This window comes from Bacillus sp. SRL337 (assembly GCF_984799155.1).
Genome location: NZ_OZ481793.1, coordinates 3,131,405 through 3,148,924, shown reverse-complemented (window position 1 = coordinate 3,148,924; position 17,520 = coordinate 3,131,405). Strand labels below are relative to the sequence as shown.

Genomic DNA, 17,520 nt, shown 5'->3' with positions numbered 1-17,520 from the left:
ATGAAAGGCAAATGCTTTTCTGAATTGGAGGTAACAACATTGGAAGCGAAAGAACATCGAATTCTAGTCATCAATCCTGGTTCTACATCTACAAAGATTGGTGTGTTTGATAATGACATCTCAATTTTTGAGAAGACATTGAGACATGACACTGAAAAAATCAATGAATTTGACAGTATTATTGATCAATATCAGTTTAGAAAAGAAACGATCCTCGCAACTCTTGATGAAGAGGGTATCAATATTTCCAAGCTGAGTGCAGTCTGCGGCCGCGGCGGGCTTTTGAAGCCTATCGAAGGCGGGACGTATTCCGTAAATGAAGAAATGCTGAAAGACTTGCGCGAAGGGTATTCAGGGCAGCATGCGTCAAACCTGGGCGGGATCCTGGCTTTTGAAATTGCTTCTGCCCTTAACATCCCATCTTATATCGTTGACCCTGTTGTGGTAGACGAACTTGCTCCCATCGCAAGGATTTCAGGGGTATCCCAGATAGAAAGAAAGAGCATCTTTCATGCACTCAACCAGAAAGCGGTTGCGAGAAGGGTAGCGAAAGACCTGCATAAGAGATATGAAGACCTGAACCTTATCATCACACACATGGGCGGGGGCATTACAGTCGGTGTCCATAAGAATGGGAAGGTTATTGATGTGAACAACGGTTTGCATGGAGACGGCCCTTTCAGTCCCGAACGTGCAGGGACAGTCCCGGCTGGTGATTTAGTCGACATGTGCTTCTCGGGCAATTATTATCGTGATGAAATCATGAAAAAGCTTGTTGGACAAGGCGGCCTTGTCGGCTACCTTGGAACGAACGATGCGGTGAAAGTAGAGAAGATGATTGAAAGTGGCGATGAGAAAGCAAAGTTGGTTTATGATGCCATGGCTTACCAAATCGCTAAGGAAATCGGGTCAGCGAGTGCCGCGCTCGAAGGCAAAGTCGATGCAATCGTTTTGACCGGTGGTTTAGCCTACGGAAAAGAGTTTGTTAAACAAATCAGTGAAAGAGTCAACTGGATAGCAGATGTCATCATTCACGCCGGTGAAAATGAGCTTCAAGCTCTGGCTGAAGGTGCACTTCGTGTCCTTAAAGGCGAAGAGCAGGAAAAAAATTACCCTGGTAATGTGAAAACAAAAGCAACAGTTTAATATACAGAAGGAGGAATACCATTGGCTCAAGAATATGATCTGGTCATCCTTGGCGGCGGTACAGGCGGTTATGTTGCTGCTATACGCGCTTCTCAAATGGGACTGAAAACAGCGATTGTCGAAAAAGGAAAATTGGGCGGTACATGTCTTCATAAAGGCTGTATCCCCAGTAAAGCTCTCCTCCGCAGTGCAGAAGTTTTTGCCACTGCAAAAGAGGCCGATACCTTTGGAGTGATGATCAATGATGTGAAGCTGGACTTTACACGTGTCCAGGAAAGAAAAGAAAAAATCGTTGAAGGTCTTCATAAAGGGGTTCAACATTTGATGAAGCAGGGGAAAATTGATGTTTACGAAGGAACAGGAAGAATCCTTGGACCGTCAATCTTTTCTCCAATGCCTGGTACGATTTCTGTTGAAATGAATAACGGGGAAGAAAACGAAATGCTTATCCCGAAAAATGTCATCGTGGCTACAGGTTCTCGTCCAAGAACATTGCCTGGACTTGATATTGACGGGAAATTTGTTCTATCTTCTGATGAAGCACTGGAACTCGGGAACCTTCCGAAGTCCATCATCATTGTCGGTGGCGGTGTAATCGGGATCGAGTGGGCTTCCATGCTGTCTGATTTTGATGTCGAGGTTACTGTCATTGAGTATGCGGACAGAATCGTACCGACGGAAGATCATGAGATTTCCAAGGAAATGAAGCGTTTGATGAAGAAAAAAGGCGTCAAGATTGTTACTGGAGCAAAAGTGCTTCCTGAAACAATCGAAAAGGACGGCGGGGTAACGATCAAAGCTGAAATTAAAGGTGATCAAAAAGAATTCTCAGCAGATCAGCTGCTTGTTTCTGTCGGCCGCCAAGCCAATACAGAAGGTATCGGTCTAGAGAATACCGATATTGTGATAGAGAAAGGCTTCATCAAGGTCAACAAACATATGCAGACAAAAGAGTCACATATCTATGCAATCGGTGATGTAATCGGCGGTCTTCAACTGGCACATGTTGCTTCTCATGAAGGAATCTCTGCTGTGGAGCACATGGCGAATGAAAATCCTGAACCTATAGACTACAGCCTTGTATCAAAATGTATCTACAGCAATCCTGAGATTGCAAGTGTAGGTATGACTGAAAATGAGGCTAAGGAACAGGGATACAACCTGAAAGTCGGCAAATTCTCCTTCCGTGCAATCGGAAAAGCGCTTGTATACGGTGAATCAGATGGGTTTGTGAAAATTGTTGCAGATAAAGATACGAATGACATTCTGGGTGTCCATATGATCGGGCCGCATGTTACGGATATGATTTCTGAAGCAGGACTTGCCCGTGTATTGGATGCGACTCCTTGGGAAGTTGCCCATACCATCCACCCTCACCCATCGTTAAGTGAAGCAATCGGTGAAGCTGCATTGGCTGTTGACGGAAAAGCAATCCATTCATAGGATTGGCAGATTGGTTATATCACACATTCATCTTGAATGTGAAGCACTTATTTTTGAAAAGGGGAGCCTAAGAAGGTTCTCCCCCTATATGATTGGGAGGTAAAAATAAATGGCTGAAAATCGTCATGAAGCTCTTGGTTTATCCAACGAGAATGTATTAGAAATGTATGAAACTATGTTAATGGCACGTCGTATCGATGAACGCATGTGGCTGTTGAACCGTTCCGGCAAGATCCCTTTCGTTATTTCCTGTCAAGGGCAGGAAGCTGCCCAAATCGGTGCTGCATTCGCCTTGGATCCTGAGAAGGATTACGCCCTTCCTTACTACCGTGATATGGGGGTTGTCTTGAGATTCGGTATGACGGCTAAAGAATTGATGCTCTCAGGATTTGCCAAAGCGGAAGATCCAAATTCCGGCGGACGCCAAATGCCTGGCCACTTCGGACAGAAGAAAAATAATATTGTAACAGGTTCATCTCCTGTAACAACTCAAGTACCGCATGCTGTTGGAATTGCACTTGCTGGAAAAATGGAGAAAAAGGACCTGGTGACATTCGTTACATTCGGTGAAGGTTCATCCAACCAGGGGGATTTCCATGAAGGCGCCAACTTTGCGGGAGTACATAAACTTCCGGTCATCTTCATGTGTGAAAATAACAAATATGCCATTTCTGTACCTATTGAAAAACAATTGGCTTGTGAAAAAGTCTCTGATCGCGCGATTGGTTACGGCATGCCTGGTGTTACGGTAGATGGAAATGATCCGTTAGAAGTGTATAAAGCTGTAAAAGAAGCGGCAGACCGCGGACGCAAAGGCGATGGCCCGACTTTGGTAGAAACGGTTTCTTATCGATTGACACCTCACTCCTCGGATGACGATGACCGCAGCTATCGTTCACCAGATGAAGTAGCACAAGCGAAAACAAAAGATCCAATCATCACATTCGGTGCTTACTTGAAAGAAACTGGCGTCATGAATGACGAACTGGAAAAAGAAATCAATGACCGTGTAATGAAAATTGTCAATGAAGCAACGGACTATGCAGAGAATGCAGCATATTCAGAGCCGGAAAGCGCGCTTAAATACGTCTACGCAGAAGAGAAGTAAGGGGGAATAGTTCATGGCAGTAATTTCTTATATTGATGCAGTAACAAAGGCTATCCGTGAAGAAATGGAAAGAGACGAGAAAGTATTTGTGCTTGGTGAAGACGTTGGTAGAAAAGGTGGAGTGTTTGGTGCCACCCGCGGTCTTTATGATCAATTTGGAGAAGATCGTGTTTTAGATACTCCTCTTGCTGAGTCTGCTATCGCAGGTGTAGGAATTGGAGCCGCAATGTATGGAATGCGCCCAATTGCTGAAATGCAGTTCGCAGATTTCATCATGCCTGCAGTAAACCAAATCATCTCGGAAGCAGCGCGCATCCGTTACCGTTCCAACAATGATTGGAACTGTCCTATGGTTATCCGTGCACCATATGGCGGCGGTGTCCATGGTGCCCTTTATCATTCCCAATCGGTAGAGGCCGTATTTGCGAATCAGCCAGGCCTGAAAATCGTCATGCCTTCGACACCTTATGATGTCAAGGGATTATTGAAAGCAGCCATCCGTGATGATGATCCGGTTATGTTCTTCGAGCATAAACGTGCGTACCGCTTGATCAAAGGCGAAGTTCCGGATGACGATTATGTTCTACCAATCGGCAAAGCTGATGTAAAGCGTAAAGGAGAAGATTTGACAGTCATCACGTACGGACTTTGCGTACACTTCGCCCAGCAGGCTGCAGAAAGGCTTGCAGAAGATGGGATCGAGGCAGAAATTCTTGATCTGAGAACCATCTATCCATTGGACAAAGAAGCAATCATCGAAGCTGCTTCTAAAACAGGTAAGGTCCTGCTATTAACTGAAGACAATAAAGAGGGAAGCATTATGGGAGAAGTGGCGGCTATCATCTCTGAAAACTGCCTGTTCGACTTGGATGCGCCAATCATGCGCCTTGCTGGTCCTGATGTCCCTGCAATGCCATATTCACCAACAATGGAAAAGTACTTCATGGTGAACCCTGATAAAGTAGAGAAAGCAATGCGTGAATTAGCGGAATTTTAATTCGGTTAAATATAAAAAATGCAATAAGGAGGGCTCCTCTTTGGGTATTGAAAAAATGAAAATGCCTCAGCTTGGGGAAAGTGTTACAGAAGGTACAATCAGCAAATGGCTGGTGGGTCCTGGAGACCATGTTAACAAATACGATCCGATCGCTGAAGTGAACACAGATAAAGTAAATGCAGAAGTTCCATCTTCTTTCACAGGAACTATCAAAGAATTAATTGCTGAAGAAGGGGACACATTAGAAGTCGGTGAATTCATCTGCTCAATTGAAGTCGAAGGCGGCGGTTCCGCAGAAGAAGCTCCTGCCCAGGAAGATCCAGTCAGCACTGACACTTCAGCTTCAGAAGAAAAACAAGATGCAAAGAAGCCGGTGAAAAAGGCGGAAAAAGGAAAAGTCCGCTACTCTCCTGCTGTTCTGCGATTATCACAGGAACATGATATAGACCTTGATCAAGTTGAAGGTACAGGAAGAGAAGGAAGAATCACACGCAAAGACCTGCAAAAGTTGATTGACTCAGGGAATATTCCTAAAGCTGGGGAGGCAAAGTCTGCAGCACCTGAGAAGGAAGAGCCTAAGCAAGCTCCTGTCCAAGAAGCTCCATCAGCGGCAGCGCCTTCAAAACCGGCTGCACCAGCCCCAAATGTTCCAGTTTTGCCTGGTGATGTCGAGATTCCTGTAACCGGAGTAAGGAAAGCGATTGCGGCCAACATGCTCCGCAGCAAGCACGAAGCTCCGCATGCCTGGACAATGATGGAAATTGATGCAACTAACCTTGTGAATTACCGCAATACAATTAAAGGTGAATTCAAGCAGCGTGAAGGTTACAACCTGACATTCTTTGCTTTCTTTGTAAAAGCAGTTGCTCAGGCACTTAAGGAGTTCCCAATGATTAACTCTATGTGGGCTGGCGATAAGATCATTCAGAAAAAAGACATTAATATCTCCATTGCTGTCGCAACTGATGATGCGCTGTTCGTTCCTGTCATCAAAAATGCTGATGAAAAAACAATCAAAGGCATTGCGCGTGAAATCACGGAACTTGCCGGTAAGGTACGAAGCGGCAAGCTGAAATCCGAAGATATGCAGGGTGGGACGTTCACTGTGAACAATACTGGTTCATTCGGTTCCGTTCAATCCATGGGTATCATCAATTATCCTCAGGCAGCCATTCTTCAGGTCGAATCGATTGTGAAGCGGCCAGTCGTCATGGACAATGGTATGATTGCCGTCCGTGACATGGTGAACCTGTGTATGTCATTGGACCACCGCGTACTCGACGGATTAGTATGCGGACGCTTCTTGCAGCGTGTCAAGGAAATCATTGAAAACATCTCGAAAGAAAATACGTCTATCTATTAATAGAAGGACCAAACCGGTTTGCAAGATGCAAACCGGTTTTTTTATGTCGTTTACTTTAGTACTTTAACGTAACAGGGGACAGTCCCTCATCACTTTAAAGGGGTGAAGCGTTACTTTTGAAGTTTTTGCTGCTTTCATTGAAGTCGAGGGCTTTTTTTTATATACTGAAATAGCATTAGTATAACAATTTTGAATAGTCTAGAGGTTTTATGAAACCGATTACATTAATCGGGAGGGGGAAGCGTTAAGCGAATGTATGAATATGAATGAAATGAAAAAGGCATCTTTTGACTCAGCGGGTCTTGATGACTGGAAGGCGAAAGCTGAAGAGTCACTAAAAGGAAAGCCGATAGAGAAACTATATAAGAAGACATACGAAGGCATAACATTAAAGCCTTTATATACGAAGGAAGATACAGAAACTGCATGGGCAGCATGCCGTGATGCATCGAAAAGAGAATGGAAAATTGCTCAGAGGATCAAAGCAGCTGATCCCAAAGATCTCCCCGAGCTGCTGGCAACTGCCTTATCCAGGGGACAGGACACCGTATCCTTTGCCGACAGCGATGGAAAAGTCAATAAGGAAATCCTGCAAAAGGTATTCACCCTTGCTGAAGCAGAAGCGAAACCTTTATTTCAATACACATGCATCTCATCAGAAGGATTTGAAGTATTGAAAGAGGGATTCCCAAAGCTCCACGGTGCTTTCGCGGCTGATCCGATTCCATTATTGCAAAAGGGTGACTCTATAGAAAACCTTGAATCCTGGCTTGAAAGCATTACACATTTAAAGAAAAATGCACCTGATATACGGACTCTCATGGTGGACGCTTCAATAGTGAACGAAGCAGGGGGAAATGCAGTACAGGAACTAGCATATGCTGTTACTGCCGGGATAGCACTGGTCGAGTTATTCAAGGGCAAGGAGTGGACGGCTGAAGAAGCGGCTTCCAAGCTGGTTTTTAATTTCTCGATTGGAAGCAGCTTCTTTACCGAAATCAGTAAACTCCGTGCATTCAGGCTTCTTTGGAATACTGTTGCCGAAGCATATGGCTTAAGTGAATCTAAAGCGGTTATCTCAACTGAAACGTCTGAGTTTACTAAGTCCTTGCTTGATCCTTATGTAAATATGCTGAGATCCGGTAACGAGGCGTTTGCAGCCGTACTTGGGGGAGCGGATTATATTCATGTTTCACCTTATGATCAGCCATCAGGAAATACCTCTTCTTTTTCTGAGAGAATCGCCCGCAATACTCAGTTGATCCTCAGCCAGGAATCGCATCTTGATAAAGTGAGTGATGCGGCGGGAGGATCCTACTATATAGAGTCATTGACCAGCAGTTTAGCGGAAGAGGCATGGACAAAGGTCCAGGAGATCGACCGCGAAGGTGGTTTGGTAAAGGCTTTGCAGGCAGGGGATTTTCAAGATGAGATCCGGCAGGTATTCGAAAAAAGACTGCAGAATACAGCTGTAAGAAAACAGAGGATCATTGGAACAAATGTTTATGCCAATCTGGAGGAAATTCCACTTAAAGGAACTTTGGGAAATAGCAGAGAACATATACCTGGACTGCAGTCCAAGCGATTATCGAAAAGCTTTGAAAATCTTCGTGTGAGGGCAGACCGGCTTAAGGCAAAGCCAAAGGCAGGCTTAATTTTACTCGGCAAAATCAAAAACCACAAAGTGAGAGCTGACTTTGTGACTGGTTTCCTGGCTGCTGGCGGTATTGAGGTCCTGCCAAGCTCAGAGTGCCTGTCTATTGAAGACGCTGTCCATTTTATAAGGGAAGCCGATACGGATTACTTTGTGATCTGCGGCCGAGATGAAGATTATGAAGGTCTGGGAAAAGACATATTGTCTTCATTAGAAAGGGAAGCAATAATCGTGGACATAGCTGGAAAATTAAAAGAAGAAGATATGAAAGAATTAAAGAATGCTGGACTGTGCGGCAATCTATATTCCGGCCAGGACATGTTTGAAAAACTGGAAGGACTTTTAAGCAGATGGGAGGCGAGACCTAATGGGCAGTAAACCGGATTTTCAAAATATTGACCTGAAGTCAACAGCGCCTTCAGGCGGACCAGGAGAGACAGAACCGTCTTTTCAAACCAATGAAAAAATACCTGTTAAACCCTTTTACAGTGTAGAGGATACAAAGGATATTCAACATGGGAATGATCTGCCAGGCATCGCTCCCTACACTCGAGGGCCGTACCCGACGATGTATGTGAACAGGCCTTGGACAGTCCGGCAATATGCCGGTTTCTCAACAGCTGAGGAAAGCAATGCATTTTACCGCCGGAATCTTGCTATGGGACAAAAGGGGTTATCCGTAGCGTTTGACCTGGCTACACATAGAGGCTACGATTCAGATCATCCCCGTGTTGTCGGGGATGTCGGAAAAGCAGGGGTTGCGATTGATTCAATTCTTGATATGAAAGTCTTGTTTAATGGAATCCCTCTTGATCAAATGTCGGTGTCGATGACGATGAATGGAGCGGTTTTGCCCATACTTGCTTTCTATATCGTAACGGCAGAAGAACAGGGAGTTCCTCCTGAAAAATTATCGGGTACGATTCAAAATGACATTTTAAAAGAGTATATGGTACGCAACACTTATATTTATCCGCCTGAAATGTCGATGAAAATCATCGCGGATATCTTTGAATATACTTCAAGGAATATGCCGAAATTCAACAGTATCAGCATTTCAGGCTATCACATGCAGGAAGCGGGAGCGCCGGCCGATATCGAATTGGCCTACACCCTGTCCGATGGTCTTGAATATGTCAGGACTGGTCTGAAAGCAGGCATTCCAATAGATAAATTCGCTCCAAGGCTGTCGTTCTTCTGGGGCATCGGCATGAACTATTTCATGGAAGTGGCGAAAATGAGGGCAGCCAGACGGATATGGGCCAGCATGATGCAATCCTTCGAGCCTGAAAATCCAAAATCGATGGCACTGAGGACTCACTCGCAAACGTCCGGATGGAGCTTGACAGAGCAGGATCCGTATAACAATGTCATCAGAACGTTGATTGAAGCCCATGCCGCTGCTATGGGGCATACCCAGTCACTGCATACAAATGCCCTTGATGAAGCGATAGCGCTGCCGACAGACTTTTCGGCAAGGATTGCAAGGAACACACAATTGTACTTGCAGGAAGAGACAGGAATAACAGATGTCATCGATCCGTGGGCAGGTTCTTACTATGTTGAAAGCCTGACACATCAACTGATGGAAAGAGCCTGGGATCATATTGAAGAAATTGAAGAGTTAGGTGGGATGACGAAGGCGATAGAAACCGGCCTGCCGAAAATGAGGATCGAAGAAGCTGCGGCTGAGAGGCAGGCAAAAATCGATTCTGGGAAAGAAGTCATAATAGGTGTCAACAAATTCCGGCTTGACAAAGAAGATGATCTTGATGTACTCGATATCGATAATACAGAGGTCCGCCGCAAGCAAATTGAACGGTTGGAAAAGCTGCGAGCCGAACGTAATGATTCAAACGTAAAGGCTGCACTGGAAACACTGATCCATGCAGCACAGACAGGGGAAGGCAATCTGCTTGAACTCGCAGTGTCGGCTGCACGCGAGCGCGCCTCGCTTGGAGAAATTTCTGACGCCATTGAACGTGCTTCAGGACGCCATAAAGCGGTGGTCCGTTCTATCAGCGGTGTCTACAGTTCGAATTTCTCCAATGAGGAGGAGATTACAAGAGTGAAAACGATGGCAGAGGAATTCAGTGAAAATGAAGGGCGCCGCCCGAGGATCATGATTGCCAAGATGGGGCAGGATGGTCATGACCGCGGAGCCAAAGTCATTGCCACGGCTTTTGCCGACTTGGGGTTTGATGTAGATATCGGACCGCTGTTTCAAACACCTGAAGAGACAGCACTTCAGGCAGTGGAAAATGATGTCCATGTCATTGGTGTAAGTTCCTTGGCGGCAGGACATAAAACATTGCTTCCGGCCTTGGTGAACGAACTTGAAAAACTGGGCCGGGAAGATATCCTCATTGTCATCGGCGGAGTCATACCTCCGAAGGATTACGAATTCCTTTTAGATAATGGAGCAGCTGCCATTTTTGGACCTGGTACAGTGATCCCTATGGCTGCGCAAAAAGTAATTGAAGAAATCTACCGCAGATTAGGGTATGAGGAAGTGACAAAGTAGATGCCGGACTCCTTTAACCAGGAACAATCGACGAGAAAATTCAGGAAAAAATCAAAAGATCTTCAGCCCATCAATGAACTCATCGATGGCGTAAGGGCCGGAAGAAGGAGGGATCTAGCAAGATCAATCACCTTGATAGAGAGTAATTCCCAGGAACATTTCCAACACGGTCAGGAGCTGTTGAAAGAACTGACGCCTTATACAGGGAACAGTATCAGGATCGGCATTACCGGTGTGCCTGGCGCTGGAAAAAGCACCTTTATTGAAACCTTCGGCGAATCGCTATGCGAACAGGGCTATAAAGTAGCGGTATTGGCAGTAGACCCAAGTTCGACTGTGACAGGGGGGAGCATCCTCGGTGATAAAACGAGGATGGAAAATCTTTCCCGGAACCAGAATGCATTTGTCCGGCCGTCTCCCTCAGGAGGTGTACTGGGCGGGGTTCACCGGAAAACCAGGGAAACCATGCTGTTGTGTGAAGCTGCCGGCTATGACATCATACTGGTTGAAACCGTCGGTGTCGGCCAGAGTGAAGTCATTGTCCGGGGAATGGTCGATTTCTTCATGCTCCTCGTGATTACGGGAGCAGGTGATGAACTTCAAGGGATGAAAAAAGGCATTATGGAGCTTGCTGATTTGATCGTGGTCAATAAAGCGGATGGAGATAATCTGCCTGCTGCCCAGAAAACAAGGCGGGAATATAAGGGAATTCTTCATTATTTACAGCCTGCAACAAAAGGGTGGGAAACACAGTCGCTAATCTGTTCTGCCCTGAACGGAACCGGGATTGCAGAGATATGGAAAATGATATCTGCGTTTGAAAAGAGAACGAAGGACAGCGGGGTGTTTGCTGATAGAAGAAAATCCCAAACAAAAGAGTGGCTTCATTCCATGATTTCTGACCGTGTCCTTAACCGTTTCTTTCATGACCCTATAATCAAAAGCAGCTTTCCGGAGCTCGAATCCTCTGTAATGGCAGGAAACCAAACGGCTTCACAGGCTGTTGAAACCTTAATGGACCTATATGGAAAGTAACAATCAGCAGTTTACTCAGAGTTCTTTCAGGGACTTGAGTAAGCTGCTTTTCTTATAAAAATCATTCTTAGTGGAGAACTTAAGGTAAAGGCCAACTCACTTGATAGGAGAATGAAAATGACAAGTTTAATAAAGCTGCCTGCTTTACTCATCCTCGATGTACAAAAAGGTTTCGATGATCCTTACTGGGGACAGCGGAATAACCATGAGGCAGAGCAGAACATATCCAGGTTGCTCAAAGAGTGGAGAAGCAGAAAAGGAACGGTGATTTATTCACAACATTTATCGCTGCAGCCGAAATCCCCGCTTTACCACCGTAATCCAATGGGAACAGCGTTTAAAGACATGGTTCAACCTGGAGAAGGAGAAAAGGTTTTCACTAAAAACGTCAACAGCGCCTTCATAGGTACAGAACTTCAGTCTTACTTGGATCAACAGCAAATCAAGACCATTATTATTACAGGCTTGTCCACCCAGCACTGTGTTTCGACGACCACCAGGATGAGCGGCAACTTTGGTTATCAGACATACCTCGTATCCGATGCTACAGCGGCTTTTGAAACCACCGATCAGAAAGGGAAAAGGTATTCAGCAGAAACGATTCATGAGACAGAACTAGTCATGCTGAACAAAGAATTTGCCGCCATCGTGACCACCGATGAAGTCTTGAATCAATTAAAAGGGTGAGCGAGCTCATATTTATTCTTGGCACTTCTTATTTTAGGAGTGCTTTTTTTATAAGGCTCTTTTCGTAAACGCTGTTGCTATTGATAATAATTCCGAAAGATAGTGGAGTCATGAACCGGAAAACCCCTGTTTAGCAAGAGAGAAATGAGCTTCTCTCTTCGTTCACAGCGAAAAACGTAGTATGCAGTGGGAAAATCCGGCTTTTGGGATTTTTCCGGAAGCGACAATATAGGCGAAAACAGCCTTTTATAATTCAAAAACCTTCTTGATGAAAGAAAAAAGGAAAATGGAAGAGAGGGGCGAATAGCTAAAAGAGTCAACCTATACAAGGAAAAGGAGATTACTGTTAATGGACAGCATTATATTTGATTTAGACGGAACACTGTGGAATCCAATAGAGACCGTTCTGACGGCCTGGAACAGTATTTTAAAGGACCATCCAAAGGTAAAAAGGGAGCTGGCCAGCGAGGACTTCAGATCAACAATGGGCTTGCAAATCCAGGAAATAGGAGAAATGCTTTTTCCTTCTTTACATGAAGAGGAGAGGCGGCAGCTCCTGAAGGAATGCTGTGCCCTCGAAAATGAATATCTAGGGGAGAAAGGAGGAGAGTTATACGGCGGCATTGAATCCGTACTGAAGGCTCTCTCTGAGAAATATAAATTGTTTATTGTAAGCAACTGCCAGGATGGATACATAGAGGCTTTTTATAAATATCACCAACTTCATCCTTATATTATCGATTATGAGAACCCGGGAAGAACCGGGCTTTCCAAAGGGGAGAATATTCAACTGATCATGAAAAGGAACAACCTATCAAGCCCTGTATACGTTGGCGATACAGAAGGGGACCGCCAGGCAGCGGAGTATGCAGGCATTCCTTTTGTTTATGCCGGGTACGGATTTGGCAGTGTTAAGGAATACGACCATGCAATAAGCGGTTTCCGTGATTTATTGAAGTTATTCTGCTGATTGAGATTTGAGAAAAATTTATGGGTTAAGCAAATCACTTTAGAACCCACAGCTCGAGACCATGCAGGTTGTGCACCTATACATCCGGCTTCTATTGTGGAATTTTGCATAATGGCCGTGATTCTAAAATGAAGGCGCTGAAATATCATATTAGTAGATAGGAGAACGGGAGGATAGCAATGAACTTTCAAATGAAGGAAGCGATTGAAATACTGGAACGGACCCCGCAGACTCTTGAATGTTTTCTCACGGGGCTGTCGGATAATTGGCTTCATGCAGATGAAGGGGAGGGAACCTGGAATGTAATACAGGTCATTGATCACCTTATAGAAGCGGAACTAAGCAATTGGATCCCAAGGCTTGAAGTGATGGTCCATAAGGGCGAAGATGAGGGGTTTCCACCGTTTGACAGATTCGCTCACTTGAATAAAAGTACCGAAGCTTCGCTTGGTCAAAGGTTTCAGGAGTTTAAAAGGATAAGAGAACAGAACATATTGAAAATAGACCAGCTGATCAAGTCTGAATCTGTATTGGAATGTACCGGAGTGCACCCCGTTTTCGGTCAAGTGAAAGTCAGAGAACTCTTTTCCACCTGGGTTGTCCATGATCTAACCCATATCTCCCAAATTGTCCGTATCCTGGCTGAAAGGTACCGGCAGGACGTCGGACCCTGGGTGGAGTATCTCAGAGTATTAAAGCAGCCTTAAACCGTCACGTTCAACTGTACACTTTTATAGAAAGAGAGTATACTTATGCCGAGGTGATAAAAGTGGGAAGTTGTATAAAATAGGTGAACTCGCGGCACTTAGCAAGGTATCCAAACGCACCATCGATTATTATACAAGGATCGGCCTGCTGGAATGTACCAGGTCCAACAGTAATTATCGTTACTATGACACCAGTGCTTTTGATCATTTAAAAGTGATTGAACAATGTCAGCAACTGCATATGACCCTGAATGAAATTAAACAAAGATTGACCTTAAAGAAAGTGGATAATATAGACCACAGCTCATTAGAGAAACAGGTCCAGCATATCAAAAATGAAATGGACCATCTAAATGACGAGATAAAAGATATTCTTCAGGCTGCAGATGCACTTGGAGATGAAGGTAAGAAGAAAATGCTGCACAAGATTTCCCCTCAAGCGGCAGCGCTGTTACAGTCACTCGTCATGTTTTCGGGTTGATGTAACGTTCATATAGATGACCAATATTTTAGGAGAGTGACGTTTTCTTGGACGATTTACCACTGTATTCATTGATTCTATTAGGTGTTTTAATTCTGCTGTCTGCCTTTTTTTCATCGGCAGAAACAGCTTATTCCAGTGTCAACAAAATCCGGTTAAGGAATTTTGAAAGTGAAGGGCAGAGAGGTAGCAAAAAAGCGCTTTATATAGCAGAAAATTTTGACCGTGCCCTATCTACCATTCTGGTAGGAAACAATATCGTGAATATTGCGGCGGCAAGTATATCAGCAAAACTGGCAACCGACCTGGTTGGAGGAAATACCGGTTTGGTGATCAGTACGTTTGCCATGACGCTGCTCATTCTCATTTTCGGTGAAATCCTGCCAAAATCTTTGGCAAAAGAAAATGCGGAAAGGTATGCTTTATCCATCTCCGCAATCCTTTACCTGCTTATTAAAATCCTTACACCTGTTAACTTCTTTTTTATTAAACTCAAGGAATGGGTTTCCAAGATCTTTTCCAAAAATGATTCGATGCCATCCGTGACTGAGGAAGAGTTAAAGGTCATGCTCGATATCAGTGAGGAAGAAGGCGTAATTGACAAGGAAGAAAGAGAATTAATTCATCGATCAATGGATTTTGACGGTATTATGGTAACCGAGGTTTTAACACCTCGAATAGATGTTAAAGCTGTTGAAGTAAACCAGCCGGTTGAAGACATAAAGGAAATGTTCTTTGAAGAGCGCTTTTCGCGGATCCCTGTTTACGAAGATCATATCGATAATGTCATTGGTATCTTGTCGGAAAAAGAGTTCTTTACTCATCTGCTTAAGTATGGCGAGGTGAACATCCGGGAATTGATCCGGGAGCCGATGTTTGTGTTTGAATCAGCGAAGATATCAACTTTGCTTTCCAAGCTGCAAAAAGATAAAGTTCATATGGCTATTGTAGTGGATGAATTCGGAGGTACGACCGGGCTGATTACACTTGAAGATATTCTGGAAGAAATAGTAGGGGAAATCTGGGATGAACAGGATGAAAAATTTCATTCCATGACGAAAATAAGCGACAACGTTTATACGTTCGATTCTCAATTCCAACTCGATGATTTTACTGAACTATTGAACCTGCCCGAGCCTGAGAGTTCTTACCACACAATAGGCGGATGGGTAGTGGAAAGTTTCGAAGAAATTCCTGCTGAAGGCGAAACCTTTGAATATGAAAATGTGAAAGTGATCGTCGAAGAAGTTGAGAACCGCAGGATACGGACCATTAAAGTGGAAGTCTCAGAAGTCGCAGCTTCAGAGTAACTGAAGAATGACGGGAGCTTCATGCTTTCGTCTTTTTTTCTCTGTACAGGCTGCGTAAAACTTGTTTCTGTTTAAAACGTTGTCAAAAAATATGGCCATCAGTTATCTGAGTAACTTTGTAAGCGAAAAAGAAGAGACCGGCTCTCCCTATTGAGAGGAAATCTCCAGTATTTCTGGGGAAAATCCGATTTTGGGATCTTTCCAAAAGCAACAATCTATGCGGAAAAACCAAAAAAAGAGGATAGCCCGCTTAAGAGCTATCCACCATCTAGGGAGTTTAGGGGTATGGATCTAGATGTATTTTTATAGTACCCGGCATAGGATTTACTAAACCTAAAGTTTGTATTTTTTAGTGAATAAATGGGCATGCAGGAAAGATATTGGGTTTTGAAGGCTGAAAAGATCATTTGATTGATAACGCGGCGGTAAAATTGATATGATAGAAGTACCGTACTAGTAACAATCTTTTTAACGATGCTATACTGTAGAAAAAGGAGAGAATATACATGGAAATGGATTTCGACTTGTTTATGAATGATGTTGTTCGCCAGGCTCGTCAAGAGATGGAGATTTCAGGATATAAGCAGCTTACAACTGCAGAGGAAGTGGAAGGGACTCTTGGACAAAAAGGGACAACCCTTGTCATGATCAATTCAGTGTGCGGATGTGCAGGCGGAATTGCACGTCCGGCTGCTTCTCATGCCATTCATTATGATAAACGCCCTGACAACCTTGTTACTGTTTTTGCCGGGCAGGATAAAGAAGCGACAGCAAAAGCACGCAGCTATTTCACAGGGTATCCGCCTTCCTCCCCATCATTTGCATTATTGAAAGATGGAGAAATCTTAACGATGGTCGAGCGCCATGAAATTGAAGGCCATGATCCTATGTCAGTTGTCAATAAACTGCAAGGATACTTCGACGAGTATTGTGAAGAGGTATAAGGTGATGAAAAAAGAGTGATCCATTCACTCTTTTTTCTTTTGCCGTTTATATCTTCTTAGAAAAGGGATATGGATTACATAGGTTTTTTACGTTAAACTACTCAATTCGGAAACACTAGTTAATAAATAATCTTAATAACAGGAGCTGCTGTTTATGTTTCGTATCGGTTATCGTACGGCCAAGACGGCTGTGGGAACGGCAGTCGCAATATTAGTTGCGCAATGGTTCGGTCTTGAAAACTTTGCATCTGCAGGGATATTGACCATCCTCTGCATTCAGGACACGAAGAAAAAGTCGCTGAAAGCAGCCTGGAGCAGATTTCTTGCCTGTGTACTGGCCATGATTTTCGCTTCCATTCTTTTTGAATTGCTTATTTATCATCCCATCATCATAGGGCTGCTGCTGTTATTCTTCATCCCGGTAACCGTCACGCTGAAGATCACTCAGGGCATTGTCACAAGCAGTGTCATCATCCTTCATGTCTATTCAGCCCATAATGTTACAGCTGACCTGATTTTGAATGAGCTCGGCATCATAGCCGTCGGGATCGGGATTGCACTGCTTGCCAATCTTTATATGCCAAGTGTGGAAAAGAAATTAGCCGCCTACCAGGAACAGGTAGAAGAGAATTTTCATCGGATCTTTACAGAAATTGTCCGGTATTTGAGGACGAATGAAGACAGGGGCTGGGAAGGAAAAGAAATCACTGAGTTGGAAAAGCTGCTTAATGGAGCCAAAACCTTGGCATTCAAAGATGTTGAAAATCACTTTCTCCGTCATGAAAACCTTTATTATCTATATTTTAAAATGAGAGAAAAACAATTTGATATCTTACAGCGGCTGCTTCCCCTTGTTACCTCGATTTCTCTGAAGGTCGAGCAGGGGAAAATGGTTGCTGATTTCATGGAAGAACTGAGTGAACATATCCATCCAGGTAATACCGCCTTGCTGTATCTGAAGAAACTCTACGATATGAGAGTGAAATTTGAGGAAATGGAGCTTCCGCAAACAAGAGAGGAATTTGAAGCGAGAGCGGCATTGTTTCAGTTTTTGAGGGAGATGGAGGATTATCTTCTTATTAAAAGTTCCTTTAAAGGCATAAGAGCCCGCAGAGAGAATGAGATGGAGCCTGAAGAAGCAAACTAATTCC

At 44.1% G+C, this 17,520-nt stretch carries 15 protein-coding genes; all 15 read left to right on the top strand.

Going from position 1 to position 17,520, the window contains the following annotated elements; all coding sequences use genetic code 11:
• The 15 genes from buk (at position 1) to AC4E8A_RS15995 (ending at position 17,516) form a co-directional block, all read left to right on the top strand.
• On the top strand, positions 1 to 1,146 hold the full coding sequence (gene buk / locus AC4E8A_RS16065; RefSeq protein ID WP_490194357.1) for a butyrate kinase: 1,146 nt from the start codon (positions 1 to 3) through the stop codon (positions 1,144 to 1,146).
• A 21-nt stretch (positions 1,147 to 1,167) separates the two neighbouring features.
• Positions 1,168 to 2,589 carry a dihydrolipoyl dehydrogenase gene (lpdA, locus tag AC4E8A_RS16060; RefSeq protein WP_490194355.1) on the top strand — a complete coding sequence of 474 codons (1,422 nt, stop codon included), beginning with the start codon at positions 1,168 to 1,170 and terminating at the stop codon, positions 2,587 to 2,589.
• Between the two features lie 109 nt (positions 2,590 to 2,698).
• Positions 2,699 to 3,697 carry a thiamine pyrophosphate-dependent dehydrogenase E1 component subunit alpha gene (locus AC4E8A_RS16055; RefSeq protein ID WP_490194353.1) on the top strand — a complete coding sequence of 333 codons (999 nt, stop codon included), beginning with the start codon at positions 2,699 to 2,701 and terminating at the stop codon, positions 3,695 to 3,697.
• A gap of 13 nt (positions 3,698 to 3,710) precedes the next feature.
• Positions 3,711 to 4,694, top strand: coding sequence for an alpha-ketoacid dehydrogenase subunit beta (locus tag AC4E8A_RS16050; RefSeq protein WP_490194351.1), 984 nt, complete (start codon positions 3,711 to 3,713; stop codon positions 4,692 to 4,694).
• Between the two features lie 40 nt (positions 4,695 to 4,734).
• Entirely contained in the window at positions 4,735 to 6,057 is a 1,323-nt protein-coding gene (locus AC4E8A_RS16045; RefSeq protein ID WP_490194349.1) for a dihydrolipoamide acetyltransferase family protein, read from the top strand.
• Positions 6,058 to 6,319: 262 nt separating this feature from the next.
• A complete protein-coding gene (locus AC4E8A_RS16040; RefSeq protein ID WP_490194347.1) occupies positions 6,320 to 8,089 on the top strand; it encodes a methylmalonyl-CoA mutase family protein in 1,770 nt (589 codons plus the stop codon).
• On the top strand, positions 8,079 to 10,235 hold the full coding sequence (gene scpA, locus AC4E8A_RS16035; protein ID WP_490194345.1) for a methylmalonyl-CoA mutase: 2,157 nt from the start codon (positions 8,079 to 8,081) through the stop codon (positions 10,233 to 10,235). The genes AC4E8A_RS16040 and scpA overlap by 11 nt, the downstream gene beginning before the upstream one ends.
• Positions 10,236 to 11,270 (top strand): methylmalonyl Co-A mutase-associated GTPase MeaB, encoded by a 1,035-nt coding sequence (meaB, locus tag AC4E8A_RS16030; protein ID WP_490194343.1) that lies wholly within the window; start codon positions 10,236 to 10,238, stop codon positions 11,268 to 11,270.
• A gap of 117 nt (positions 11,271 to 11,387) precedes the next feature.
• Positions 11,388 to 11,957, top strand: a complete 570-nt coding sequence (locus AC4E8A_RS16025) for a cysteine hydrolase family protein (RefSeq protein ID WP_490194342.1) — start codon at positions 11,388 to 11,390, stop codon at positions 11,955 to 11,957.
• 349 nt (positions 11,958 to 12,306) lie between these two features.
• Complete coding sequence (locus AC4E8A_RS16020; RefSeq protein WP_490194340.1) at positions 12,307 to 12,927, top strand: HAD family hydrolase; 621 nt, start codon at positions 12,307 to 12,309, stop codon at positions 12,925 to 12,927.
• A gap of 179 nt (positions 12,928 to 13,106) precedes the next feature.
• Positions 13,107 to 13,634 (top strand): DinB family protein, encoded by a 528-nt coding sequence (locus AC4E8A_RS16015; protein WP_490194338.1) that lies wholly within the window; start codon positions 13,107 to 13,109, stop codon positions 13,632 to 13,634.
• A gap of 70 nt (positions 13,635 to 13,704) precedes the next feature.
• A complete protein-coding gene (locus AC4E8A_RS16010; protein ID WP_490194336.1) occupies positions 13,705 to 14,115 on the top strand; it encodes a MerR family transcriptional regulator in 411 nt (136 codons plus the stop codon).
• Positions 14,116 to 14,162: 47 nt separating this feature from the next.
• Positions 14,163 to 15,425 (top strand): hemolysin family protein, encoded by a 1,263-nt coding sequence (locus AC4E8A_RS16005; RefSeq protein ID WP_490194334.1) that lies wholly within the window; start codon positions 14,163 to 14,165, stop codon positions 15,423 to 15,425.
• Positions 15,426 to 15,931: 506 nt separating this feature from the next.
• Positions 15,932 to 16,369: a BrxA/BrxB family bacilliredoxin gene (locus tag AC4E8A_RS16000; RefSeq protein ID WP_490194332.1), complete on the top strand. Its 438-nt coding sequence runs from the start codon at positions 15,932 to 15,934 to the stop codon at positions 16,367 to 16,369.
• A gap of 154 nt (positions 16,370 to 16,523) precedes the next feature.
• Positions 16,524 to 17,516 carry an aromatic acid exporter family protein gene (locus AC4E8A_RS15995; protein ID WP_490194330.1) on the top strand — a complete coding sequence of 331 codons (993 nt, stop codon included), beginning with the start codon at positions 16,524 to 16,526 and terminating at the stop codon, positions 17,514 to 17,516.
• The last annotated feature ends 4 nt before the right edge of the window (positions 17,517 to 17,520 follow it).

Excerpts from the sequence above, each read along its gene's own strand:
- buk (WP_490194357.1), top strand. The coding sequence starts at position 1 with ATGAAAGGCAAATGCTTTTCTGAATTGGAGGTAACAACATTGGAAGCG.
- AC4E8A_RS16000 (WP_490194332.1), top strand. The coding sequence starts at position 15,932 with ATGGAAATGGATTTCGACTTGTTTATGAATGATGTTGTTCGCCAGGCT.
- meaB (WP_490194343.1), top strand. The coding sequence starts at position 10,236 with ATGCCGGACTCCTTTAACCAGGAACAATCGACGAGAAAATTCAGGAAA.
- AC4E8A_RS16015 (WP_490194338.1), top strand. The coding sequence starts at position 13,107 with ATGAACTTTCAAATGAAGGAAGCGATTGAAATACTGGAACGGACCCCG.
- AC4E8A_RS16055 (WP_490194353.1), top strand. The coding sequence starts at position 2,699 with ATGGCTGAAAATCGTCATGAAGCTCTTGGTTTATCCAACGAGAATGTA.
- AC4E8A_RS16025 (WP_490194342.1), top strand. The coding sequence starts at position 11,388 with ATGACAAGTTTAATAAAGCTGCCTGCTTTACTCATCCTCGATGTACAA.
- AC4E8A_RS16040 (WP_490194347.1), top strand. The coding sequence starts at position 6,320 with ATGAATGAAATGAAAAAGGCATCTTTTGACTCAGCGGGTCTTGATGAC.
- scpA (WP_490194345.1), top strand. The coding sequence starts at position 8,079 with ATGGGCAGTAAACCGGATTTTCAAAATATTGACCTGAAGTCAACAGCG.
- AC4E8A_RS16050 (WP_490194351.1), top strand. The coding sequence starts at position 3,711 with ATGGCAGTAATTTCTTATATTGATGCAGTAACAAAGGCTATCCGTGAA.
- AC4E8A_RS15995 (WP_490194330.1), top strand. The coding sequence starts at position 16,524 with ATGTTTCGTATCGGTTATCGTACGGCCAAGACGGCTGTGGGAACGGCA.
- AC4E8A_RS16020 (WP_490194340.1), top strand. The coding sequence starts at position 12,307 with ATGGACAGCATTATATTTGATTTAGACGGAACACTGTGGAATCCAATA.